The 24,249-nt window shown below is 74.8% G+C and carries 18 protein-coding genes, 1 tRNA gene and 1 other RNA gene; 8 read left to right on the forward strand and 12 right to left on the reverse strand.

Annotated elements, in window-relative coordinates; genetic code table 11:
- The first annotated feature begins 119 nt into the window (after positions 1–119).
- Positions 120–965, forward strand: coding sequence for a DMT family transporter (locus QQS41_RS06110; protein WP_448851755.1), 846 nt, complete (start codon positions 120–122; stop codon positions 963–965).
- Positions 966–1,325: 360 nt separating this feature from the next.
- Here QQS41_RS06110 and QQS41_RS06115 read toward each other — a convergent pair whose 3' ends face one another.
- Positions 1,326–2,531, reverse strand: a complete 1,206-nt coding sequence (locus QQS41_RS06115) for a glycosyltransferase 87 family protein (protein WP_448851756.1) — start codon at positions 2,529–2,531, stop codon at positions 1,326–1,328.
- Between the two features lie 472 nt (positions 2,532–3,003).
- Between QQS41_RS06115 and leuA the strand changes: the two genes are divergently transcribed.
- The 5 genes from leuA (at position 3,004) to QQS41_RS06140 (ending at position 9,031) form a co-directional block, all read left to right on the forward strand.
- Positions 3,004–4,824: a 2-isopropylmalate synthase gene (gene leuA, locus QQS41_RS06120; protein WP_448851757.1), complete on the forward strand. Its 1,821-nt coding sequence runs from the start codon at positions 3,004–3,006 to the stop codon at positions 4,822–4,824.
- A gap of 6 nt (positions 4,825–4,830) precedes the next feature.
- Positions 4,831–6,015 carry a DNA polymerase III subunit epsilon gene (locus QQS41_RS06125; protein ID WP_448851758.1) on the forward strand — a complete coding sequence of 395 codons (1,185 nt, stop codon included), beginning with the start codon at positions 4,831–4,833 and terminating at the stop codon, positions 6,013–6,015.
- Positions 6,016–6,154: 139 nt separating this feature from the next.
- Positions 6,155–7,303, forward strand: coding sequence for an ATP-binding cassette domain-containing protein (locus QQS41_RS06130; protein ID WP_448851759.1), 1,149 nt, complete (start codon positions 6,155–6,157; stop codon positions 7,301–7,303).
- On the forward strand, positions 7,300–8,124 hold the full coding sequence (locus QQS41_RS06135; RefSeq protein WP_448851760.1) for an ABC transporter permease: 825 nt from the start codon (positions 7,300–7,302) through the stop codon (positions 8,122–8,124). The genes QQS41_RS06130 and QQS41_RS06135 overlap by 4 nt, the downstream gene beginning before the upstream one ends.
- Positions 8,117–9,031 carry an ABC transporter permease gene (locus tag QQS41_RS06140; protein ID WP_448851761.1) on the forward strand — a complete coding sequence of 305 codons (915 nt, stop codon included), beginning with the start codon at positions 8,117–8,119 and terminating at the stop codon, positions 9,029–9,031. Before QQS41_RS06135 ends, QQS41_RS06140 begins: the two co-directional genes overlap by 8 nt.
- Before the next feature lie 140 nt (positions 9,032–9,171).
- Here the strand turns inward: QQS41_RS06140 and QQS41_RS06145 are convergent, their stop codons facing one another.
- Together QQS41_RS06145 and QQS41_RS06150 are read right to left on the reverse strand one after the other, a co-directional pair.
- Positions 9,172–10,776 carry a hypothetical protein gene (locus QQS41_RS06145; RefSeq protein WP_448851762.1) on the reverse strand — a complete coding sequence of 535 codons (1,605 nt, stop codon included), beginning with the start codon at positions 10,774–10,776 and terminating at the stop codon, positions 9,172–9,174.
- A complete protein-coding gene (locus tag QQS41_RS06150; RefSeq protein WP_448851763.1) occupies positions 10,773–11,672 on the reverse strand; it encodes an ABC transporter ATP-binding protein in 900 nt (299 codons plus the stop codon). The genes QQS41_RS06145 and QQS41_RS06150 overlap by 4 nt, the downstream gene beginning before the upstream one ends.
- Before the next feature lie 225 nt (positions 11,673–11,897).
- On the opposite strand from QQS41_RS06150, the gene QQS41_RS06155 reads away from it, so the two are divergent.
- On the forward strand, positions 11,898–13,199 hold the full coding sequence (locus tag QQS41_RS06155; protein ID WP_448851764.1) for a MurT ligase domain-containing protein: 1,302 nt from the start codon (positions 11,898–11,900) through the stop codon (positions 13,197–13,199).
- Complete coding sequence (locus QQS41_RS06160; protein ID WP_448851765.1) at positions 13,196–13,987, forward strand: type 1 glutamine amidotransferase; 792 nt, start codon at positions 13,196–13,198, stop codon at positions 13,985–13,987. The genes QQS41_RS06155 and QQS41_RS06160 overlap by 4 nt, the downstream gene beginning before the upstream one ends.
- A gap of 175 nt (positions 13,988–14,162) precedes the next feature.
- Here QQS41_RS06160 and recR read toward each other — a convergent pair whose 3' ends face one another.
- The 9 genes from recR to QQS41_RS06205 form a co-directional block, all read right to left on the reverse strand.
- Positions 14,163–14,810: a recombination mediator RecR gene (gene recR, locus QQS41_RS06165; RefSeq protein ID WP_448851766.1), complete on the reverse strand. Its 648-nt coding sequence runs from the start codon at positions 14,808–14,810 to the stop codon at positions 14,163–14,165.
- Between the two features lie 20 nt (positions 14,811–14,830).
- Positions 14,831–15,166: a YbaB/EbfC family nucleoid-associated protein gene (locus QQS41_RS06170; protein ID WP_448851767.1), complete on the reverse strand. Its 336-nt coding sequence runs from the start codon at positions 15,164–15,166 to the stop codon at positions 14,831–14,833.
- A 189-nt stretch (positions 15,167–15,355) separates the two neighbouring features.
- Positions 15,356–18,457: a DNA polymerase III subunit gamma and tau gene (locus QQS41_RS06175; RefSeq protein WP_448851768.1), complete on the reverse strand. Its 3,102-nt coding sequence runs from the start codon at positions 18,455–18,457 to the stop codon at positions 15,356–15,358.
- A 185-nt stretch (positions 18,458–18,642) separates the two neighbouring features.
- On the reverse strand, positions 18,643–19,320 hold the full coding sequence (locus QQS41_RS06180) for a hypothetical protein (RefSeq protein WP_448851769.1): 678 nt from the start codon (positions 19,318–19,320) through the stop codon (positions 18,643–18,645).
- A gap of 178 nt (positions 19,321–19,498) precedes the next feature.
- Positions 19,499–20,770 carry an aminotransferase class I/II-fold pyridoxal phosphate-dependent enzyme gene (locus tag QQS41_RS06185; RefSeq protein WP_448851770.1) on the reverse strand — a complete coding sequence of 424 codons (1,272 nt, stop codon included), beginning with the start codon at positions 20,768–20,770 and terminating at the stop codon, positions 19,499–19,501.
- A gap of 193 nt (positions 20,771–20,963) precedes the next feature.
- Positions 20,964–21,058: signal recognition particle sRNA small type (gene ffs, locus QQS41_RS06190), an RNA gene on the reverse strand.
- Positions 21,059–21,289: 231 nt separating this feature from the next.
- Positions 21,290–21,377 (reverse strand) — tRNA-Ser (locus QQS41_RS06195).
- Between the two features lie 113 nt (positions 21,378–21,490).
- Positions 21,491–21,856 (reverse strand): metal-sensitive transcriptional regulator, encoded by a 366-nt coding sequence (locus tag QQS41_RS06200; RefSeq protein WP_448851771.1) that lies wholly within the window; start codon positions 21,854–21,856, stop codon positions 21,491–21,493.
- Between the two features lie 103 nt (positions 21,857–21,959).
- Positions 21,960–24,248 (reverse strand): heavy metal translocating P-type ATPase, encoded by a 2,289-nt coding sequence (locus QQS41_RS06205; RefSeq protein ID WP_448851772.1) that lies wholly within the window; start codon positions 24,246–24,248, stop codon positions 21,960–21,962.
- Between the last annotated feature and the right edge of the window lies 1 nt (position 24,249).

Below are 24,249 nucleotides of genomic sequence, written 5' to 3' on the forward strand. Positions count from 1 at the left end.
ACGGGGTCGCGCGGCGGCCGGTCGCGCGCCGCGCGCGGCGGCCGTCGTCACGCGATGCGACGCGATTCACGCAGGCCGCCCCCGGGCGCACCCCGGCCGGGCGACTAGGGTGGTGAACCGTGCTCAGCATCGTCGTCGCCGTGACCCTGGGCCTGCTGTCGGCCCTGTCCGTCGCGGCCGGCACCGTCATCCGCCACCAGCTCGCCGACATCCTCCCCGAGGAGGACGCCGGCCTCCGCGGCGTATGGGCCGTCATCAGCCGGCCGGCGTGGTGGGGCGGCGTCGGACTCGCCATCCTGGGCTACGTCTTCCAGGTCGGCGCCCTCGCCTTCGGCTCCCTCCTGCTGGTGCAGCCGCTGCTGGTGATGAAGCTGATGTTCACGCTGCCGCTGTCCGCCCGCGTCAACGGCCGCCGCATCAGCATCTTCGAGACCGCCTGGGCCGCCGTCCTCACCGTCGCCGTCGGCGTCCTGGTCATCCTCGGCCGGCCCACCGAGGGCTCCGGCGCGCCCGGCCTGCACGTGTGGATCCCGTCGCTGGTCATCGGCACCGTCGTGTTCTGGGGCATGTTCCTGCTCGCCCGCACCCGCCTGCCCGGCGACCGCGCGCTCATGCTCGGCCTGGCGACCGGCTTCCTGTACGGCTTCTTCGCCGTGCTGGGCAAGGCCGTCGTCGACGTCGCCGTGCACGAGGGCCTCGGCGCCGCCGCGATGGCGTGGCAGCTGTGGCTGCTGGTGGCGCTGATGGTCATCGGGACGATGGCGCAGCAGGCCGCGTTCAACGCCGGGCCGCTGTCGAACTCGCTGCCCGCCATGACGACGGCGGAGCCCGTCACCGCGTTCGTCCTGGGCTACGCGATCCTCGGCGAGCGGTTCCAGGTCGAGGGCGTCGGCTGGATCTGGATGGGCCTGGCGCTCGTGGCGATGATCGCGTCGACGGTCGTCCTCGCCCGCCGCGAGACGTAGAGCGGGCTGGCGGGCATCTCCGCCAGCCGCCCACCGGCCGCCCGTCGGCCGCCCGCCGGCCGCCCACGACAGCTCCGGCCACCTACAACAGCGGCGGCCGCCCACGGCAGCGCCGGCCGCGCTGGCCGGCCCGGGTCCTGCTGCCCGCCGAGCGAGGGCACTCGTGCACTGTGTGCCATCCAGCCGCCGCGAGCCGACACCCGACCTGGGCTTTTGCCGGACGTCGCGGCGGAAATCTGGCCACTTTCGCACGAGTGCCCTACCGCGTCTCATCCGTCAGCCCGATTCTCCGGTCCTGACGCCCGACCGAACCGGTCCCGCCGCCCGGCCGAGCCGCAGCCGGCGCCCCAACCGGCCCAACTAGATCGCCCAGGGGAACGGCACGAGCATGTGCCAGCCGACCCACGCGCCGACGAACACCCACGCCGCGACGAGCGCCCAGGCGGTCGGGCGGCCGAGGCGTCGCAACGCGGGCACGACCAGGACCAGCACGAACACCGCGCCGAGCAGCAGCCGCGGGCGCGAATGCATCAACCCGCCGGACAGGAGGATCTGCCCCGCCGTCAGCGTCGAGAACACCAGCACCGGCCACAGGCGGAGGAACGGGCCGGCGGCATCGGCCGCGGCGGCGGCGCGCGGACGGGATGCGGCGGAGCCGGAGGAGGCGGCGGCATCGGCGTGAGAACGGCCCGCGCCGCCCCGCGCCCGCCGCCCCAGCACCTCCGCGACGAGCGCGCACCACGCCCACGCCAGCGTCGCCGCCGCCGCGAGGATCACCCACGCCGTCACAACGTACCCCGACTCCCGCGACTCGCCGAGCGCGTGGCGGAGGAACTCCAGCGTCGACGCTCCCCAGTCGACGCCCGTGTCCCAGCCGCGGCGCTGCGCCCCGAACCAGCCGCCGACGTCCGCCAGGTGCGACGACGCCCACGCCAGGTACGCCACCCACCCCACCGGGGCGACGCACGCCGCGATCCACGCGCGGACGTCGCGCCGCCCGAACACCGCCGCCGCGGCGAACAAGGTGAGGAACAGCGCCAGCGCGGTCGGGCGCGTCAGCCCGGCGAGGAACGCGAGCGCGCCGGCGGCCCACCAGCGGCGGTCGAGCATCGCGACGAGCGCCCAGCCCGCCAGCGCGAGATACGGGCCCTCGGTGTACGGCATGAGGAACGTCAGCGCCATCGGCGCGCACGTCACCAGCACCGACGCCATGACCTGCCCGCCGGCGCCGAACCCCGCCCGCCGCGCGAGGTCCAACGCCGCCCACGCCGCAGCGAATCCGCACAGCGCCGAGATCGCCGACCCCGCGAGGAACGGGTCCAGCCCGGTCACCAGGCTCACGCCGCGCACGAGCGACGGGGTTCCGGGGAAGAACGCCATCGTCGTCCAGTGGGCGGGTTCGCCGCCGACGTCGCCGCCGCCGAAGTACCCGTACGACGCGATGCGCACCATCCACTGCGCGTCCCACTCGGCCAGCTGCTCACGGAGGGTGGTTCCGGCCGCGCGCGCCGTCCAGGCGAGTCCCGCGAGATGCAGCAGTCGCGTGACGACGTAAGCCGCCGCCATCGCCGCCACCGCTCCCCATGCGCGCGGGGCGACCGGGCAGGCGGCGGCAGCCGCGGGTGCCCCGGCGGCCGCGCGTCCGCGCGGGCCGCGGAGCCCCGTGCCGCGGCGCGGGGAGGGCGGGCCGGGGATCGGGGCGTCGCCACGCGAATCGGCGACCACGTGCCGGGCGTTCCCCTCGTCCATGCGCACCAGTGTCCCACGCGCCCCACCCCGCCCGGGGCGAAGCGGCGCCGCGCCCGCCGTGGCGCGGATCACCCCCGCATCACGCGGAGCATTGGTGACCGCCCGGGCGGAAGTGTAGGGTGCATCACATGCAGCGCGCACTCCTCCTTCTTCGCCGCGGCGGGGCCTGACAGCGACCGGCTCCCCGTCGCGGAGTCGTTCGTGCCGGTCACACCAGCCAGAACAGAGCCGAAACACCGTTTCCGGCCGTAGTTGACCGGACCGCGAACCTAAGGAAGAGTTTCCCGCCATGAACCCCACCGACGCCTTCATCTCCGCCCCCGCCCGCATCACGACCCCGGACGGGGAGATCCCCGAGGGCCAGCCGGCCTGGAACAAGCAGCGCAACTCCTCGATGCCGGTATCCCGGTACGAGCCGTACGACGTCGAGGTGCAGGACTTCCAGCTGCCCGACCGCACCTGGCCTGACAAGCGCATCACGAAGGCCCCGCAGTGGTGCGCCGTCGACCTGCGCGACGGCAACCAGGCGCTGATCGACCCGATGAGCCCCGAGCGCAAGCGCCGCATGTTCGACCTGCTGGTGCAGATGGGCTACAAGGAGATCGAGGTCGGCTTCCCGTCGGCGTCGCAGACGGACTACGACTTCGTCCGAGAGATCATCGAGAAGGACCTGATCCCGGACGACGTCACCATCCAGGTGCTGGTCCAGGCGCGCGAGCACCTGATCCGCCGCACCTTCGAGGCGTGCGAGGGCGCGAAGAACGTCATCGTGCACTTCTACAACTCCACCTCGGTGCTGCAGCGCCGCGTGGTGTTCAAGAAGGACCGCGACGCCATCAAGAAGATCGCCACCGACGCCGCCGAGCTGATCAAGTCCATCGCCGTGGACTACCCGGACACGAACTGGCGCTGGGAGTACTCCCCGGAGTCCTACACGGGCACCGAGGTCGAGTACGCCAAGGAGGTCGTCGACGCCGTCACCGCCGTGATGGAGCCGACCCCGGAGAACCCGATGATCGTCAACCTGCCGTCGACGGTGGAGATGATCACCCCGAACGTCTACGCCGACTCCATCGAGTGGATGGACCGCAACCTGGAGCGCCGCGACAGCATCATCCTGTCGCTGCACCCGCACAACGACCGCGGCACCGGCGTCGCCACCGCGGAGCTGGGCTACATGGCCGGCGCGGACCGCATCGAGGGCTGCCTGTTCGGCAACGGCGAGCGCACCGGCAACGTCTGCCTGGTCACGCTGGGCCTGAACATGCTGACGCAGGGCGTCGACCCGCAGATCGACTTCAGCGACATCGACCAGATCCGCCGCACCGTCGAGTACTGCAACCAGCTGCGCGTCCCGGAGCGCCACCCGTACGGCGGCGACCTGGTGTTCACCGCGTTCTCCGGCTCCCACCAGGACGCGATCAACAAGGGCTTCGACGCGCTGGCGGAGGCCGTGCGCCCGGGCGCGACGACGAAGGACGTCACGGACGAGGAGTTCCGCTCCGTCACGTGGGAGGTCCCGTACCTGCCCATCGACCCGAAGGACGTCGGCCGCTCCTACGAGGCGGTCATCCGAGTGAACTCGCAGTCCGGCAAGGGCGGCGTCGCGTACATCATGAAGACCGACCACGGCCTGTCGCTGCCGCGTTCGATGCAGGTCGAGTTCTCGTCCGTCGTCCAGCACGTCACCGACGCCGAGGGCGGCGAGGTCAACTCCAAGGCGATGTGGGACATCTTCGCCGGCGAGTACCTGGACCGGGAGGCCCCGGTGGAGGTCATCGCCCTGACGGTCGACGCCCCGCAGGTGGAGTCCGACGAGACGCGCATCAAGGCGCGCATCACCTACCGCGGCGCGGAGCAGGTCATCGAGGGCCACGGCAACGGCCCGCTGGCCGCCCTGGCCAACGCCCTGGAGTCCCTGGACATCGAGGTCGAGGTGCAGGAGTACGTCCAGCACGCCCGCACCGCGGGCGACGACGCGGAGGCGGCGGCCTACGTCCGCGCCGACGTCAACGGCCACACGGTGTGGGGCTGCGGCATCGCCGGCTCCATCACCTACGCCTCGCTGAAGGCCGTGGTCAGCGCCGTCAACCGGTCGCTGGGGGCGTAGCCGCCGGTGTCGGGTTCGCAGCCGGGTCCGCAGCCGGGCCCCCGCCCCGGTGCGGCGCAGCGTCCGCGCCGGGACGCCGCCGCGCGTGACGACGCCCAGGGCGCGCCGTCCGGCCGCGCCCCGTACGTCGCCGTCGTGGTCCGCGCGTCGGGCATCCATCCCCGGACGTCCCGGCTGGTGGCGCTCGGCATGGTCGCCTACGACGCCTCGGGCGAGGTCGAGGGGACGTGGCACTCCACGTTCACCGTCGGCGAGGACCCGGGTCCGGCGCACCTGCACGGGCTGACGCCGGAGGACCTGGAGGGCTCGCCGCGCTACGGCACGAAGCTCGCGGAGATCGCGGCGTTCGTGGAGGGGCGGCGCGTCGTCACGCACAATCTGCCGATGAAGTGGGGCTTCGTCATCGAGGAGGCCCGCCGCGCGCGGCGCCAGGCCGGCCGGGCGGGCCGCAACCGCCGCGGCCGGGGGCGCCGTCCCCGGTCGGGGCCGATGCCGTCGCCGGCGACGGTGACGGACACGCTGGCGACGACGCGCCGCCAGGGCGTGCGCCCCGACGATCGCCGCCTGCTGGGCGTCGCCCGCGCCTACGGCGTCGCGGCGCCGTCGCCGGTCGCGTCCGTCGACAACATCGGCGTGCCCGAGCGGGAGCGCACGATGCTGGAGGCCGACGTCCTGCGGCAGCTGCACCTGGCGCAGGTCGCCCGCGCGGAGTCGGATCCGGCGCTGGCGGGGACCGTCGCCACGTGGGACGCCGGGGACCTGCGGTCCGATTCGTTCGGGCTGCAGCGCTCCACCGTCCGAGTCGACGCGATGTCCGCGCCGCGCCCCGTGCCGAATCCGGGCGTCTACGAGCGCGGCGGGTCCCTGAAGCCGGGCATGGAGTTCGCGCTGGCGCCGGAGGTCCTCGCCCCGGCCGACGAGCTCATCGCCGCCGGCGTCGCCGCGGGCCTGGCGTACTCCGAGAAGGTCACGCGCGAGACGTCGGTGCTGGTGTGCAACCAGCCGGCCGACGTGACGCCGGACCAGCTGCACGGCAAGGCGATGCACGCCCACCGCAAGGGCATCCCGCTGGTCAGCGACGAGGCGTTCCTCCGTCTGGCGGAGCGGCTGCGCGAGCGCACGGAGCGCGAGGAGCGGGAGGCCCGCGGCGGGGACGCCGCGGAGGGCTCCGCGGACGGCGCCGCGGGCTAGACCCCGCCACCCCCGTTTTCCCGGGCGCACCTGCGCGTTCCCGTTGATTTTTCGCACCCCCGCAACCGGGCCTTCCCCCGGTGCGGGGGTGTGGCGTATCCTCGGGGCCGTAATGGTGATGACAATTCAGGGATAAGTGATGAGTGAATCAACGTTCCCGTCGCCCGGCGCCCCCGGCGACGGCTCCGCATCCGTTGCACCGGCCGCCGCGGGCGGCCCCGACCTGGTCCTCGACGTCCGGGGGCTGAGGTGCAACCTGGGGAAGGGAAAGAAGCGGGCGGAGATCCTCCGCGGCGTCGACCTCGCCATCCCCCGCGGCGGCATCGTCGCCGTCCTGGGCGCCAACGGCGCCGGCAAGACCACGCTGGTCAACGTCCTGGCGACGCTGCTGCCGGCCTCCGGCGGCACCGCCGTCGTCGACGGGCACGACCTGGCGGAGGACCCGGCCGGCGTCCGCGCCTCCATCTCGCTGACCGGCCAGTACGCGGCGGTCGACGAGGAGCTGACGGGCCGCGAGAACCTCGTGTTCTTCGGGCGGCTGGCGGGCCTGGCCAAGCGCGACGCCGGCGCCCGCGCCGACTCCCTGCTGGAGGCGTTTGACCTCGTCGCCGCCGCGAACCGGCTGGTGTCCCAGTACTCGGGCGGCATGCGGCGGCGCCTCGACATCGCCGCCAGCCTCATGGTGCCGCCGGCGCTGCTGTTCCTCGACGAGCCGACGACGGGCCTCGACCCGACCGCCCGCGCCGGCGTGTGGGACATGATCCGGGCGCTGGCCGACGACGGCACCGCCATCCTCCTGACCACCCAGTACCTGGAGGAGGCGGACCGGCTCGCCGACCGCGTCGCCGTGCTGGCGGAGGGCCGCGTGCTCGACGAGGGCACCCCGGCCGACCTCAAGGAGCGCTACGGCACCGCCGTCTGCCTGGTCACCATGGCCGACCCGGCCGACGCCCCGCGCTTCGCCGACGCGCTGGCCGGCCGCGGGATGAGCGCCCGCGCCGACGGCTCCGTCGTCCGCGTCGAGGCCCCCGACGGCCACCGCACCCTCGTCGCCGCCCTCGGCGCGTGGGACGGCCCGGACGAGTCGATCGCCGACGTGGCGCTCGCCGCCCCGACGCTCGACGACGTGTTCTTCGCCATCGCCGGCTCCGGCGACGTGGCGGGCTCGGCCGGCGACCCGGCCGCGGACGGCACCTCCGCGGGCGCCCCCGCCGACGCCGCGGCCACCGCCACCGCCGGCTCCACCGCCGATGCCGCCGCGCCCGCCCCGGGCGGTGACCCCCGATGACCGCCCCGGCCGCCACCCGGCACGCCCCGGCGCCGGCCGGCCACCGCCCGGCGCCGTCGGCGGGGCCGCTGAACGCCGTGTTCGCCGTCGCCAAGCGCGACACGATGCGCACCGTGCGCAACCGCGCGGTGATGGTGAGCGCCATCGTCATCCCGAGCCTGTTCATGGCGGCGTTCTACGCCACGTTCTCGAAGGCGGCGGACGCGATGGGCATCGACTACGCGTCGTTCCTCTTCCCCGCCGGCATCATCCAGGCCATCGTGTTCACCGCCGCAGGCTCCTCCCTGCCGGTCGCGCTGGACCACGAGCGCGGCATCCACGACCGCGCCCTGACGACGCGCTGCCCCGCGTGGGCCATCGTCGCCGGGCGGCTGCTCGCCGACCTGGGCCGCATGGTGTGGTCGGGCGGCATCGTCCTCTTCGTCGCGCTGCTGCTGGGCGTGCGGTTCGAGGGCGGCCCCGCCGCCACCGCCGCCCTGTTCCTGCTGTTCGCGCTGCTGACCATCGTGTTCTCCGCCGCCGCGGACGGCCTGTGCCTGCTGACCCGCAAGCCGTCGTCCACCGCGACGACGCTGCAGGGCCTGGTCCTGGTCATCATCATGTTCTCCACGGCGTTCGTGCCCGCCGACGCGCTGCCCGACGCCGTCGCGCCGATCATCCGGCACGTCCCCCTGTCCCCCATCCTCGACACCGCCCGCGACCTCATCGCCGGCAACGAGCTCGGCGGCACCGCCGTCGAGGCCGCCTGCTGGCTCGTCGCCCTGACGGCCGTCGCCGCGTGGGGCTTCACCACCGCGCTCTCGAGGAGGAGCGATGCCTGACGCCACCGGAGCCACCACCGCGACCGCCGGAGCCACCGCGATCCCGGCGGCCCGCGCCGGCGCGACCGCCGTCGCCCCGCACGCCGCCGTCCGCGACGGAGCCCCCGCCCCCGGCCGCCCGTCCTTCGGCGCCGCGGTCGCCGCGAACCTGCGCCGCTTCCTGGCGGGCGCGCTGCGCGACCGGGCGGCGCTGGCGAACGTACTCGTCACCCCGGCGCTGATGTACGGCATCATGCGCGCCCTGTTCGGCGATCTCATGGCCGCCGCCCAGGGCCTCCCTGAGCTCGACCCCCTCCCGCTCGCCGTCATGCTCGTGCTGGCGTCGCAGCTGATGAACGGCATCAGCGCCTCCGCCCACGACATCCGGGAGCGCGACGGCGGCATCGCCGCGCGCGTGGCGACGACGCCGCGCGGCACCGCCCCCATGATCGCCGCGACGTGGGTCGTCTCCATCCTCCGCTCGCTGGTCACGGGCCTGTCCGTGCTGCTCATGGCGGTTATCCTGGGCCTGCGCCTGCACAGCTGGGCGGGCTTCCTGTGGCTGCTGGCGGTCCTCGGCATCGGCGCGCTCGTCGCGGCGTCGCTGACCGTCCTCATCGGCGCGGTCGGCGCCGCCCCCGAGTCCGCGATGGGCGCGATGCCGCTGGTCATGGCGGCGACGTTCCTCAACGGCGGCATGGTGCCGGTCGACCGCTTCGTGGAGGTCGTGCGCCCCATCGCCCGCCACAACCCCCTGACGCGGTTCGCGCAGGCGGCCGTGGGGTTCGACGATTCGCCGGCGCGGGCGGTCCTCGACGCCGGCGTCCCCGCCCATCAGGCGTGGATCTGCCTCGCCTGGGCGGCCGGCCTCGTCATCGTGTTCCTGCTGGGCGCGAAGCTGGGCAGGCGCCGCCCCGTCATGTCGTGACGCACGCGTGACGACGGCCCCCGGGGCCGCGCGGGAACCGTCCCGCGCGGCGCCTCGCCATGTCACCCCGTTCGCGTGACGACGGCGCCCGCCGCGGCCGATGGGCCGCGGCGGGCGCGGGGGACGTCGTCACGCATCAATCACGCGATGACGTCGCGGCGGCCCGCGGCCCACGCCCCGGCGAGCGCCATGAGCAGGCCCGCCGTGACGAGGACGACGGCGCCGGTCCAGTCGAACTCCCCGTCCAGGTGGCGCGGGGCGTGGGCCAGCAGCGACCAGTCGAGCATCCAGTCGGGGAAGCCGAACAGCTCGCCGAGGTAGGAGTCGATGCCCGACCACACGACCACGACCCACGCCAGCCACGTCAGGCGGGGCAGCGCGCCGGCCAGCAGGGCCGCGACGCCGGCGGCGCACACCAGGGCCGGCCAGTGCCCGCCGATGGTCCACAGGCCGTGGGCGAAGACGTCGTCCCCGGAGCTGCCCTGCTGCGCGACGGCGGAGCCGACGAGGGCGGAGACGGCGAGGATGAGCGTCGACGCGGCCAGGCCCGTCGCCCACGACACCAGGAGGGGCCGGTGGCGGGGCGCGCCGACGGCGAGCTCGTGGACCAGCCGGCCGGAGGCCTCGTCGCCGTGGACCGCCAGCACCGTCTGGATGACGGCGCACAGCACGATGACGGCGGTCACCGTGCCGACGGCGTTGACGTAGGCGTCGGCATACGACGCCCCCGAGCCGCCCGCGATGGCCGCCATGTAGGCGGCGGACTCCGGCGACGACTCCGACAGGTCGGCGACCTCGCCGGTCAGCATGAGCATCGCCGCGGTGATGGCCACCGCCGCGGCACCCCAGCCCAGCAGCGCCGGGCGGTCCAGCCGCAGGCGCAGCGCCCACGGCCCGAGGCCCGCGGGCGCCCGGCGCGCGGTGCGGCGGGCCCGGCGCGTCCCCGGCCACGCCGCCCCGGTGTCGCGACGGGCGTGGACCGCCAGCGCGAAGCCGGCGACGCCGAGGACCGCGGCGGCCATGAGGGCCAGCGGCCAGGCGCGGGCGTCGTCGCCGAAGGGGCGCAGCACGTCGCGCCAGCCCAGCGGGGAGACCGCCCGCAGGACGGCCCAGTCCTTCGCGTCACCGACGGCGCGGACGAGGTAGGCGACGCCGACGGCGGACAGCGCCGCGATGCGGGCGCTGCGGGCGGTGGCGCAGAGCTCCGCGGCCAGCAGGCCGCCCGCGCCGGCCGCCGCCGTCGTGGCGGCGGTGGCGGCGCCGGCGAGGACGCAGTCGGCGGCCGGCAGCCCGTCGACGGTGCCGGAGCGGTACAGGAACGCCCCGGCGTGGATGGCGCCGAGCAGCAGCGCGGCGAACAGCACGACGACGCCGGCGGCGGCCGTGCGGGCCCGCGGCCGCAGGCCGAGGGCGCCGGTCAGCTCGGCGACGCCGGCGTCCTCGCCGGCGCGCGTGAGCTTCACGGCCAGCAGCACCGCCATGACGCTGCCCAGCACCGCCACCTGCGACGCGGACTGCCAGTTGGACACCGACCCGTAGGTGTACGGCGGCTTCAGCGGCCCGTAGAGGGCGGCCATGGCGGTGCTGGAGCCCATCGGCACCGCGTAGCCCAGCAGCTGCTCCTGCGTCGGGAACGTCTCCCGGTAGCCCTCGGGCGTGGCGGCGAGGATGCCCGCCATCGGCAGCAGCCATCCGACGAGGAACCAGCCGCACGTCCGCAGGTGCAGCCGGATGAGGGTGATCATCGGGGGCCGCCGTCCGGGTCGGCGGGGACGGCGCCGTCCCCGTAGTGCCCGAGGAAGATGTCCTCCAGGCCCGCGTCGACGACGGAGACGTCCGTCGCGCCGCGTTCCAGCAGGCCGCGCAGCGCCTCCGGCACGTCGGCGCGCGGCAGCATCCGCTCCACGGCCCCGCCGCCGGGCAGCGTCGCCCGCAGCGTCGAGCCGCGCAGGTGCGACAGGTCGCGCAGCCGGCCGGCCTCCACCAGGCGGCCCTCGCGGATGATGGCGACGTCGTCGGCGAGGCCCTCGACCTCCGACAGGATGTGGCTGGACAGCAGGACGGAGGCGCCCTCGGCGACGCGCTCGCGCACGCACGCCGCGAACTCGCGCTCCATCAGCGGGTCGAGGCCGGACGTCGGCTCGTCGAGCAGCAGCACGTCGGCGTCCGCCGCGAACGCCGCGACGAGCATGACCTTCTGCCGGTTGCCCTTCGAGTACTCCCGGATGCGCTTCGACGGGTCCAGCCGGAACCGCTCGATGAGCTCCTCCCGCCGCTTCGGGTCGTCGCCGCGGGAGCCGCGGGCGTGCGGCCCGGAGGCGCGCAGCCTCGCCAGGGTCGCCAGCGCCCGGGCGCCGGTCAGCTGGGGCCACAGGGCGACGTCGCCGGGGACGTACGCCACCCGCGCCGTCGCCGCCGCGGGGTCGCGCACGGGGTCGTGGCCCAGCACGTCGATGCTCCCGGCGTCGGGACGCAGCAGGCCGAGCACCGCCCGGATCGTCGTGGACTTCCCCGCCCCGTTGGGGCCCAGGAAGCCCAGCACCGTGCCGCGCCGCAGCGTCAGGTCGAGCCCGTCGACCGCGGCGACGCCGCCGAACCGCTTGACCAGGCCGCGGACCGCGATGGCCGCATCGTCGCCCATGGGGGTCTCCCGTCGTGCCGTGGGCGGGGTCCGGCGCCGGCGGCGGCCGATCCCCCGGCCCTCCTGCAACGATGATGCGCTTTCAGGGTTGCCGCGCGAAAGCCCCACCCGCCATCGGGTGGAGCGGGTCCCCGGTCCCGCGCGCGGGGACCGTCGTCACGCACCGCACGCGCCCGACGGCGAGTGCGCGTCCCGCGGCGGGGCGCGCGCACTAGACTCGCCGCCATGTCATCGAACGAACCACGACCCGGCGGACGCCCCCGCCGCGGCCTGCGCACCCGGCTCGCCGTCGGCGCCGCACGCACCGCGACCTGGGCCTCACGGAAGACGGGACGCGGCGCGGGCGGCATGATCGGCGGCCTCATCGCCGAGAAGATCGACCCCCGCATCCTCGCGAACCTCGGCGCAGGCCGCCCCGCGGCCATCGTCACCGGCACCAACGGCAAGTCGACGACCACCCGGATGCTGGCCACCGCGATGCGCGCCTCCGGCCGCTCCGTCGCCACCAACGAGGGCGGCGACAACATGGACGCCGGCGTCATCAGCGCCCTGATGGCCACCCCCGACGCCGACGCCCTCGTCCTCGAGGTCGACGAGCTGCACGTCGCCCACATCAGCGCCGCGCTGAACACCCGCGTCCTCGTGCTGCTCAACCTGTCGCGCGACCAGCTCGACCGCGTCGGCGAGATCAACAAGATCGAGCGGTCCCTCCGCGACGCGGTGAACGCCAACCCCGACGCCGTCATCGTCGCCAACTGCGACGACCCGCTCATCGCCTCGGCCGCGTGGGACGCCCGCAACGTCGTGTGGGTCTCCGCCGGCGGCGGCTGGACCAACGACGCCACCTCCTGCCCCCGCACCGGCGGGCCCATCATCCAGTCCGACGGCGACTGGTTCGCCGTGAAGAAGCTGCCGGACGGCTCCGAGTTCCGCCGCCCGCAGCCGACGTGGCGCATCACCCCGGACGGCGTCGTCACGCCCTACGGCACCACCGAGGCGCTCAACCTCACGCTGCCGGGCAACGCCAACCGCGGCAACGCCACCCTCGCCACCGCCGCCGCCGTCGAGATGGGCGCCGACGCCCGCGACGCGCTGCGCGCCACCGAGACCGTCGACAACGTCGCCGGCCGCTACTCCACCGTCCGCGTCGGCGACCACGAGGTCCGCATGCTCCTGGCCAAGAACCCGGCCGGCTGGCAGGAGGCCCTCTCCATGGTCGACCGCACCGCCGACGGCGTCGTCATCGCCGTCAACGGCCACGTCGCCGACGGCGAGGACCTCTCCTGGCTGTGGGACGTCGTCTTCGAGGACTTCGGCGACACCGAGGTCAAGGCCGCCGGCGAGCGCGGCACCGACCTCGCCGTCCGCCTCTCCTACGGCGGCATCGTCAACGAGCTCATCCACGACCCGCTGGCCGCCATCGCCGCCTGCCCCGCCGGGCGCGTCGAGGTGCTGGCCAACTACACCGCGTTCCGTGACCTGAAGAAGGCCATCGAGAAGCGCGCCGACGACAGGAGGAGCGCATGACCCGCACCGGCGACGCCGACCTCTCCATCGGCCTCATCCTGCCCGACGTCCTGGGCACCTACGGCGACGACGGCAACGCCCTGGTCCTGCGCCGCCGCGCCGAGATGCGCGGCATCTCCGCCGAGGTCGTGCCCGTCCGCCTCGGCGACGCCGTTCCCGAGGGCCTGGACATGTACACCGTCGGCGGCGGCGAGGACGTCGCCCAGGCCATCGCCGTCGAGCACCTCGCCGACGACGGCGGCATCATCCGGGCCGCCAACGCCGGCAAGCAGATTCTCGCCATCTGCGCGGGCTTCCAGATCATGGGCCGCACCTTCCGCGCCGGCGGCCGCGTCGTCGAGGGCCTCGGCCTCGTCGACTGCGAGACCGACTCCCTGCCCGTGCGCGCCATCGGCGAGATCCGCACCGTGCCCGTCACGGACCTGCTGGAGCACCGCCTCACCGGCTTCGAGAACCACCAGGGCGCCACGCACCTCGGCCCCGACGCCCGCCCCCTGGGCACCGTCGTCCGCGGCTGGGGCAACGAGGGCCCCGAGCTGGTCGTCGACGCCGACGACCCGGGCCGCGACCTGCCCGGCGGCGGCGCCGAGGGCGCCGTCCAGGGCAGCGTCGTCTGCACCTACCTCCACGGCCCCTGCCTGGCCCGCAACCCCGAGCTGGCCGACCTGCTCCTCGCCCGCGCCATGGGCGTCGACCCCGGCTCCCTGCAGCCGCTCGACCTGCCGGTCATCGACCGGCTGCGCGAGGAGCGCATCACCGCCAAGCCGCGCCCGAAGTCGGAGCGGTAGGCGGCGGCTGCCGCGGCGCCCCGGGCGGCCGGGCAGCCGTCCGGGGCGTGGCGGCGTGGCCGGGGCGCCCCGCGCGGCGCCGCCCGCGCACGAAAAAGGGCGGGGCGGGAGATGATGCCCGCCCCGCCGCACGGGGTGCCGTCGTCACGCACGACGCGACGACGCGGAGGCCGAGCTAGAGCGTCAGCCGGCCGGTCAGGGCGCGCGACAGCGTCAGCTCGTCGACGAACTCCAGGTCCCCGCCCAGCGGCATGCCCGACGCCAGGCGCGTCACCGTCAGCCCCGGGAAGTCCCGCAGGAGCTTCGCCAGGTACGTGCTGGTCGCCTCGCCCTCCGTGTTCGGGTCGGTGGCGATGATGACCTCGTGGATGTCCGGCGCGTCCTCCATCGTCTCCGGATCATCCGCGGACGGGATGTCCGGCAGGACCCCGCCGATGCGCTGCAGCAGCGTCCGGATGTTCAGCTGGTTCGGCCCGATGCCGCCCAGCGGATCCAGCGCCCCGCCGAGCACGTGGTAGCGGCCGCGGAACTCGCCGGTGCGCTCGATGGCCTGGATGTCCCGGGCCTCCTCGACCACGCACACCAGGCCCCGGTCGCGTTTGCGATCGAGGCAGTGGCGGCACACCTCCCCCTCGGAGATGTTGCCGCAGATCCGGCAGAAGTGGACCCCCTCGCGCACCCGCGACAGGGCGCCCTGCAGCCGCGCCACGTCCTCCGGCTCCTGCTTCAGCAGGTGGAACGCGATCCGCTGGGCGCCCTTCGGGCCGATGCCCGGCAGACGGGACAGTTCGTCGATGAGGTCCTGGAGCGGTCCTTCGAACACGGTCGGCTATCGGCCCCCGACTAGAAGCCGAGGCCCGGCATGCCGCCGCCGAGATCGCCGAAGCCCTGGGACAGCGGGCCCATCTTCTGCTCGGCGAGCTGGCCGACCTTGCCGGTGGCGTCGGAGAACGCGCCGACGATGAGGTCCTGGAGCGTCTCCACGTCCTCCGGGTCGACGACCTGCGGGTCGATGGAGATGTCCTTGACCTCGCCGCCGCCGGTCATGGTGACGCGCACGAGGCCGTTGCCGGCCTCGCCCTCGACGGTGGAGTTGACGATCTGCTGCTGGGCGGCCTGCAGCTGCGCCTGCATCTGCTGGGCCTGCTGGAGGATGGCGTTCATGTCGGGCTGGCTCATCGAGCTGGTCCTTCCGTGGTGTCGGTGCGCCCCGTTCCCTCCGCGCGGGCCGTCCCCGCGCGGCGACGGTGCCGGGGCGCCGTTCGCTGCCGCGAGTCTACCGGCGGGGCCGACATGAGCCGCCCGCGGATCGCGGGTCGTCGCCGACGGCGATCACGGGCGGGTGCCGGGCGGGCGGCGGGCCGGCGGCTACATGAGCCGGGCGCCGAGCTCCTTCTCCAGCATCTCGATGACGACCTCCCGCTGCGAGCGGTGGTCCAGCGAGCCCGGCTGGGAGTGTGCGGCCTCGATGTACTCGCGCTCCTCGTCCTCCGGCGACGCCGGAGCCTGCGGAGCGGACGGCGACGGCGCCGCCGGGGCGGCCTGTGCTGCCTGGGCCGCCTGCTGCTCCGCGCGCTCCCGCGGCGACGGGCGCTGCGCGGCCTGCGGCGCCTGCTGGGCCGGGGCCTGCTGCGGGGCCCGCGGGGCGGGCGCGGACGGGCCGGGGCCGCCGAAGTCCTCCGGCGGCGGGGCGTCGTCCCACGGCTCCGGCGGGGGCGGCACGTCGTCGTAGGGCTCGGGCGGCGGCGCGTCGTTCCACGACGGCTCCGGCGGCGGGGGCGCGGAGTGGTCGCGCTGCGGCATCGCCGGGCGGTTGGTCGCGGCGGCGGCGCGGCGGCGCTCCTCGGCCTCCTGCTTCGCCTTCTCCTCCGCCTCACGGCGGGCCTGCTCCTGCGCGTCGACGCGGCGGCGCTGCTGGGCGAGCTTCTTCCACCGGGGGATCGGGCGGCCGGACGACTCGTCGCCCGAGCCGGTCGCCGGGGTCGCCGACTCACCGCCGGTGCCCGCGTCCATCGTCGACGGGGCCGGCTTCGACGGCTGCTGCTGCGCCTGCTGCGGCTCCGGCTGCGTCGGCTGCGGGGACGGCTCCTCGCACGGCGCGTTCTGCGGCGCAGCCTGCTCGCGCGGCGCCTCCTGCCTCGACTCCTCGCGGCGCGGCGGCGCGGACTGCTCCCCCGGCGCGGGGCGCGGGCCAGGACCGGAGGTGCCGTCCGAGGACTCCCCGGACCGCTCCGACGGCGCCGCGTTGCGCTGCCGCGGACGCGACCCGCTGCGATGGCCGACGACGAACCGCACCGTCAGGTCCACGCCGTGGACCTCCCGGATGGCCGCGCCGATGGCCGCAACGTTCTCCTCCGCGTTCAGGCGGTTGGCCAGCGCGCCGGTGTGGTGGCCGACGATGAGCTCGTCGCCGTCCAGCTCCAGCGGCGTCGCCTGGGCCGCCATGACGCGGGCGGCGCGGCGGTCGGACGACACCGCGTCCATGACATCGCCCCAGGTGGCGCGGAGCTTATCGACGTCGACCGCCGGGCTCCGATCCTCCTGCCGCGGCTCCGGCGCGCGGCTCTCCATGGGCTCCGGCTCGGGCTCCGCGACGACCTCGGGCTGCGGCTCCGCGAGCACCTGCGGGCGCCGCTCCGGGTCGGCGGACTCGGTCGGCTCGGCGTCGCCGGCCTCGGCGCGGTCGGCGCCGGCGGGCTCGGCCGAGGAGGCGGGCTCGGTCGCCGCGGGTGCGGCGGGCGCCTGCTCCGCGGCGTGGCCGTCGTGCGCCGACGGGTCCGCCGTCGCATCGGGCGCGGCGGACTCGGAGGCGTCCTCCGGCTCCTCCGGCAGGCCCTCCGCACGCCGGGCGGCGCGCTCCTGCTCCATGGCGATGCGCTCGCGCTCCGCGCGCTCCTGCTGGCGGGCGACCTCCTGCATCCGGCGGGCGGCCTGCCGGGCGGCGAGGAGCCCCTGGACCGGGTCATCCGGCGCCGCCGCGTTCTCCTGCTGCTGCCCGTCCCGCGCATTCTCGGGCTCGGCGGGGCGCTGCTGCTCCGGCTGCGCCTGGGGCTCCGGCGCCTGCGCCTGCTGCGCGGGCTGCGCCTGCTGCGGCGCACCGCCCGACGCCTTCGCCGCGCGGCGGCGCCGGTACTCCTCCAGCGCGCGGCGGCCCGAGCCCGGATCCGCCGGCGCCTCCGGCTCCTCCTCCGTGAAGCCGCCGCCGTGGGCGGGCTCCCCGGCCGGCGCCGGGGCGGGGGCCGGGGACGGCGCGCGGTCGCCGTCGTCACGCACGACCTGCGCACCCGCGGCGGGCGCCGGCAGACCCCGCTCCAGCGCCTCCACCCGCTGCACCAGCGACTCGACGTTGCCGTCGACGCCGGGCAGCAGCATCCGCGCGCACAGGACCTCCAGCAGCAGACGCTGCGACGTCGCGCCGCGCATCTCCCCGATGCCCCGGTGCAGCACCTCCGCGTACCGCGTCAGCGCACCCTGCGGAATCGACTGCGCCTGCGCAGCCAGCACCTCCGCACGATCCCCCGGCACCTCCACCAGGCCCGCGGAGACCGCGTCCGGAACGGCGGCCATCACCATCAAATCGCGGATCTGCGCCAGCAGATCCTCCGCGAACCGGCGCGGATCCAGGCCCGAGTCGATCGCCCGATCCACGCACGCGAACAGCCCCGCGCGGTCGAAGCCCGCCAGGGCCTCCACCGCCTCGTCCAGCAGCGCCTGGTCCGTCACGCCCAGCAGCGCCGTCGCCAGCTCGTACGTCACGCCCTCCGGGCCCGACCCGGCCACCAGCTGATCCAGGATGGACAGCGAATCACGCGGCGAGCCGCCGCCGGCCGCGATGACCAGCGGATACACCTGCGGGTCGACGACCACGCCCTCCTCCGCCACGATCCGCTCCAGCAGACCGCGCATGTCCTTCGGCGACAGCAGGCGGAACGGGTAATGGTGCGTGCGCGAGCGGATGGTCGGGATGACCTTCTCCGGCTCCGTCGTCGCGAAGATGAAGATCAGGTGCTCCGGCGGCTCCTCCACCACCTTCAGCAGCGCGTTGAAGCCCTGGTTGGTCACCATGTGGGCCTCGTCGATGATGAAGATCGTGTACCGCGACGACGTCGGCGGGTACATCGCCTTGTCGCGCAGCTCGCGCATGTCCTCCACGCCGTTGTGCGACGCCGCGTCCAGCTCCACCACGTCCAGGTGGCCGACGCCGCCCGGCGCCAGCGCCAGGCACGAATCGCACTTCCCGCACGGCGTCGCCGTCGGCCCCTCCGCGCAGTTCAGGCTGCGGGCCAGGATGCGCGCCGACGACGTCTTGCCGCAGCCGCGCGGACCCGAGAACAGGTACGCGTGGTTGATGCGGTCGGGCCGGCCGTCCGGCCCGCGCGACGCCAGGGCGTTCGACAGCGGGACGGTGACATGCTCCTGCCCCACCACCTCGGCGAACGTCGCCGGACGATACTTCCTGTACAGAGCCACGGGCCCAGCCTACCGGGGCACCCGACACCCCGCGGCCGCCCGGGTCGGCCCTCCGGGAGGGCCGTGGACGCCGCCGGCGAGGACCCGGCGCCGCTCCCGTGCCGCGTCACCCGCCCCCGCGCGGCGCCGGCCGTGGACGCCGCGCGGCGGACGTCGTCACGCGAACCCGCGCGACCCCGCGGAACCTAGACGACGGACGCGCGCCGCAGGTCGCGCAGATCCGCCCCGCGCTCCTCCAGCAGCGCCGTCAGCTCCGCGACGCCGTGCTCCGCCGCGAACGCCGCCTCCGCGTCGGTGACGGTGATGAGCTGAATGACCGTCGTCACCCGCGTGTCCGGCGTCCCCTCCGGCTCGCCGTCGTGGCGGGAGACGGTGTCCGGCGTCTCCGTCACCATCGGCGTGCCCTGCGGCCACAGGTACGGCACCACCAGCAGCCCGTGGGACACGGTCAGCGCCGCCAGCTCCTCCGGCACGTCCGCCACCGCCAGCTCCACCAGGTCCGGCAGCAGCGTCCCCGGCGTCGGCGGCAGCTCCCCCGGCGCCGCCTGCGCCAGCATCGTCGCCGCGGCGGCGACGCAGTCCGACACCGGCTCCTCCGCGAAGCCCGCGGAGAACACCTCCACCCGCACGTCCGCCCCCTCCGGCGTGCGCAGCCCCGCGTCGAAGCGGCCGAGGTCCAGGGTGCACCACAGATCCTCCTCCGGATCCGTGCCCGGCAGCGCGAAGCCACCGAGGGTGAACGGCGCGCCCTCCACGTCCCGGCCGTGCCGGCCGCGGGCGGGCACGACGACGGCGACCTCCTCCACCGACATCTCGCCGGGGAACAGGTTGGCGATCCAGTACTCCGTCTCCTGGTAGTTCACCCCACGGAGGGTACCCGCGGACGCGGGGTTGCTTGACGACGGCGACCCCGCGCGGCGGGCGCGCCGCAGCCCGGGGGCGCGGGGCGGCGGGCGCGTGCGCGGGGCCGGGCACGCGGACGGGCCGCCGTCGTCACGCGATGGACGACGGCGGCCCGGATGCCGCGCGGAGGGCGCGGGACTAGCCGGCGAGCTTCTCCGCGGCGGCGAGCAGGACGCACGTGGCGACGCCGTCCATCGCCGTCTCCAGCTCCTCGATCGGCGGCAGCGACGGGGCCAGGCGGATGTTGCGATCGTTCGGGTCGTCCTTCAGCGGGAACGAGGAACCGGAGCCGGTCAGCGCGATGCCCGCCTCCTTCGCCAGCTGGATGACGCGGCGGGCCGTGCCGTCCATGACGTCCAGGGAGATGAAGTAGCCGCCGGTCGGGCGGGTCCAGTCCGCCACCTCGTACTCGGCGAGGCGCTTGTCCAGGATCTCCAGGACGCGGTCGAACTTCGGGGCCAGGGAGCCGGCGTGGCGGCGCATCTGCTCGCGGACGCCGTCGGCGTCGCCGAAGAACTTCGCGTGCGCCAGCTGGTTGACCTTGTTCGGGCCGATGCCGCGGATCTGCGCGTGCCTGCAGTAGTCCGCGATGTTGTCGACGGAGGACGCGAAGAACGCGACGCCCGCACCGGCCAGCGTGATCTTCGACGTGGAGGCGAACTCCCACACGCGGTTCGGGTGGCCGGCCTGCTCCGCCAGGACGACGGCGTTGGTCGGCTCCGGGAACTCGTCGGTCAGGGTGTGCACCATGTAGGCGTTGTCCCAGATGAGGCGGAAGTCCGGCGCGGCGGTCTCCATGGCCAGCAGGCGGGCGATCGTCTCCGTGGAGTAGGTGACGCCCGTCGGGTTGGAGAACACCGGCACGTTCCACATGCCCTTGATCTGCGGGTCGGAGGCGACGAGGCGCTCGACGACGTCCATGTCCGGGCCGTCCTCCAGCAGCGGGACGGGGATCATCTCGAAGCCGAAGTGCTCGGTGATGGAGAAGTGGCGGTCGTAGCCCGGCACCGGGCACAGCCACTTGAGGACCGGCTCGTCCTTCCACGGGCGCTCGGAGTCCTGGGTGCCGAACTGCATCGCCCAGCTGATGAGGTCGAACTGCATGTTCAGCGACGACGCGTCGCCGGCGATGACGTTGGCCTCCGGGTAGCCCAGGAGGTTCGACCAGATGGTGCGGATGTCGGCGATGCCGGTGAGGTTGCCGTAGTTGCGGACGTCCTCCCCCGACTCCGTCAGGTAGTCCGGCGCGGGCAGGCCCAGCACCGGGTTGGCGAAGTCGAGCTGCTCCGCGGACGGCTTGCCGCGGGTCAGATCCAGCTTCAGTCCCTGCGCCTTCAGCTCCTCGTACTGCGCGGCGAACTTCTCCTTCGCCTCCGCGAGCTCGCGGGCGTCGTATGCGTCCAGCTTCATGTCGGCCTTTCCCGTGTCGTCCGAATGCGGGCCGGCCGCAGGTCACGGCGAACGCCGTTCCTGCCGTGCCTACGTCGTGCGGGCCGCCGGCCGCCGCGCGGTAGCCGGAACGGGGTTCGCCCGGGGCGCGGTCACCTGCAGGATAGTGCAGCGGCGCCCCCGTCCGCGAGGGGCGATCCCGGCTCCGGGCATAAAAAAGGGACCCCACGCACCCGTCAGAGCCCGCTTACCCTTGCTGCATTCCTGCCCTGGGGGAGTTCACGAGGTACACGCCGCGTGGGATCCGCCATCACCATACCCGGCGGCCCCGCGCCGGTGTCAAACACGGGGCCGGTGCCGGGCGGTGCGCGTCGTTCGCGTCGTTTGCTTGGCGACGGGCACCGCCCCGGCCCGATGCCCGCCGCCGCGGCGGCGCGGGCGGCGGGGCCCGCCCGTCGGCGCGGGCCGGTGCCGCGAGCGAGCGAACCACCCCGGACATGCGGAACGGCCCCGGGTCGTGAAACCCGGGGCCGTTCCCATTGGCGGAGGATAGGGGATTTGAACCCCTGAGGGATTGCTCCCAACTCGCGTTCCAGGCGAGCGCCATAGGCCGCTAGGCGAATCCTCCGCGCATTAGGTTACACAACCGGTCAACGCCGACAAAATCCCTGGTCACGGCACCGAACGACGCGGAAGGACCCGGGAGGCGCCGCAACGGATGCCCCTCCTCGGGCCGCACGGTCAGGACTTCACCAGGCGGGTGATGGCCTGCTGGGCCTCCGCGAGCTTGCGGTCCAGCTCCTCCGGGCCGCCCTCCGCGGCGCCGAGGACGCAGTGGTGCAGGTGGTCGTCGAGCAGCGTCAGCGACAGCGACCGCAGCGCCGAATTCACGGCGGAGATCTGCGTGAGGATGTCGATGCAGTACTGCTCCTCGTCCACCATCCGGTGGATGCCGCGGACCTGGCCCTCGATGCGCTTGAGCCGCGCGAGGTAGCGCTTCTTCTCGCTGAGGTAGCCGTGGGCGGAGTGGTCGCCGTCGGCGCAGCAGGAGCGGACGGCGGCCTCGGCCGGGGAGTCGGCGATGTCCGTGGCGTGGGTGCCGGTCATGGGGAGGGTCCTTCCGGTTCGGCCGGGCGCGGCGCGCCCCGGGCGGGGGCGGGCCGGACCGGCGGGGTCGGGCTGGGGATGGGCGGACGATTCGGCGGCGGCGTCAGGCGTCCGCGTCGACGGCCGGGGCGACGGAGCGGAAGCCCCGCAGGCGCAGGCTGTTGCTGACGACGAAGACGGACGACAGGGCCATCGCCGCGCCGGCGAGCATCGGGTTCAGCAGGCCGAAGGCGGCCAGCGGGATGGCGGCGACGTTGTAGGCGAACGCCCAGAAGAGGTTGCCGCGGATGGTGTTCAGCGTGCGCCGGGACAGGCGGACGGCGTCGACGGCGGCCAGCAGGTCGCCGCGGACGAGGGTGACGTCGGCGGCGGCGATGGCGGCGTCGGTGCCGGTGCCCATCGCCATGCCCAGGTCGGCCTGGGCCAGCGCGGCGGCATCGTTGACGCCGTCGCCGACCATCGCGACGGTGCCGCCGGCGTCCTGCAGTCGGCGCACCTCGGCGACCTTGTCGGCGGGCAGCACCTCGGCGACGACGTCGTCCGGGTCGATGCCGGCCTGCTCCGCGACGGTGCGGGCGACGGCGGCGTTGTCGCCGGTCAGCAGCACCGGCCGCAGGCCGAGGTCGCGCAGCCGGGCGATGGCGTCGGCCGACGTCGGCTTGATCTCGTCGGCGACTGTCAGCAGGCCGCGGGCGCGCCCGCCCCAGCTGACCAGGACGGCGGTGGCGCCGCCGGCCTCCGCGCGGGCCTTCGCCGCGGCGAGGTCGTCGTCGATCACCACGCCCTCGGGGAGCTTGCCGACGATCACCTCCTCGCCGTCGACGACCGCGCGCACGCCGTGGCCGGCGATGCTGCCGAAGTCCGTGACGGCGGGCAGGGGCCGCGGGGCGGCCTGCGCGATGGCGCGGGCGATGGGGTGCTCGGAGGCGTCCTCCGCCGCGGCGGCGCGGGCGAGCACCACATCGCGGCCCTCCCCGGCGGCGGGCACGACGTCGGCCAGCCGCATGTCGCCGCGGGTGACGGTGCCGGTCTTGTCCAGCACGACGGTGTCGATGCGCCGCGTGGACTCCAGCACCTCCGGCCCGGAGATGAGCACGCCCAGCTTCGCGCCGCGGCCGGTGCCGACCAGCAGCGCCGTCGGCGTCGCCAGGCCCAGCGCGCAGGGGCACGCGATGATGAGGACCGCGACGGCGGAGGTGAACGCGCGGGCGACGTCGCCGTCGACGAGCAGCCAGGCGATGAGCGTGACGACGGCGATCGCGATGACCGCCGGCACGAACACGCCGGAGATCCGGTCGGCCAGGCGCTGCACCTCGGCCTTGCCGGACTGCGCGTCCTCCACCATCTTCGCCATCTGCGCCAGCTGCGTGTCGGAGCCGACGGCCGTGGCCTCCACGACCAGGCGGCCCGACGCGTTGACGGTGGCGCCGGTGACGTCGTCGCCCGGCGCGACCTCGACGGGCACGGACTCGCCGGTCAGCATCGACCCGTCGACCGCCGACCGGCCGTCGACGACGCGGCCGTCGACCGCGATCTTCTCGCCCGGCCGGACGACGAAGCGGTCGCCGACGGCGAGCTCCGCCACCGGCACGCGCTCCTCGCGCACCGCGTCGCCGGAGCCGCGCAGCACCGCGACGTCCTTCGCGCCGAGGTCCAGCATCTCCCGGATCGCGTCGCCGGCGCGGTGCTTCGCGCGCTTCTCGAAGTAGCGCCCGGCCAGCACGAACAGGATCACGCCGGCGGCGGTCTCCAGGTAGATGTGGCTCGACGGGTCGCCGTGGAAGTGGAACGGGTTGATGGAGTGCGTGAGCCCCGGCCGCCCGGCGGTGCCGAGGAACAGGGCCCACAGCGACCACAGGAACGCCGCGCCGGTGCCGACGGTGATGAGCGTGTCCATCGTCGCCGCGCCCTGCGTGACGTTCTTCCAGGTCGCGCGGTGGAACGGCCAGCCGGCCCACACCACGACCGGCGCGGTGAGGGTCAGGCACAGCCACTGCCAGTTCGTGAACTGCAGCGCCGAGATCATCGAGATGATGATCACCGGCACCGTCAGCCACGCCGCGCCGATGACGCGGGTGCGCAGCGACGCGAGCTCCGGGGGCAGCTCCCCCTCGCCCGCGCCGTCGTGGTCGGGGTCCGCGTCGCGCTCCGGCTCCGGCACGTGCGCCGTGTAGCCGGCCTTCTCGATCGTCTCGACCAGCGTGGCGACGTCGTACCCGGCCGGCGCCGTGACGTGCGCCCGCTCGAGGGCGTAGTTCACCGACGCCGTGACGTCGTCGAGCTTGTTGAGCTTGCGCTCCACGCGGTTCGCGCAGGAGGCGCAGGTCATGCCCCCGACGTCGATGTCGAGTTCGAGCCCGGCGGCGCCGGGCGCGGCGGCCCCCTGGGACATT

This window comes from Corynebacterium sp. 335C, from assembly GCF_053525695.1.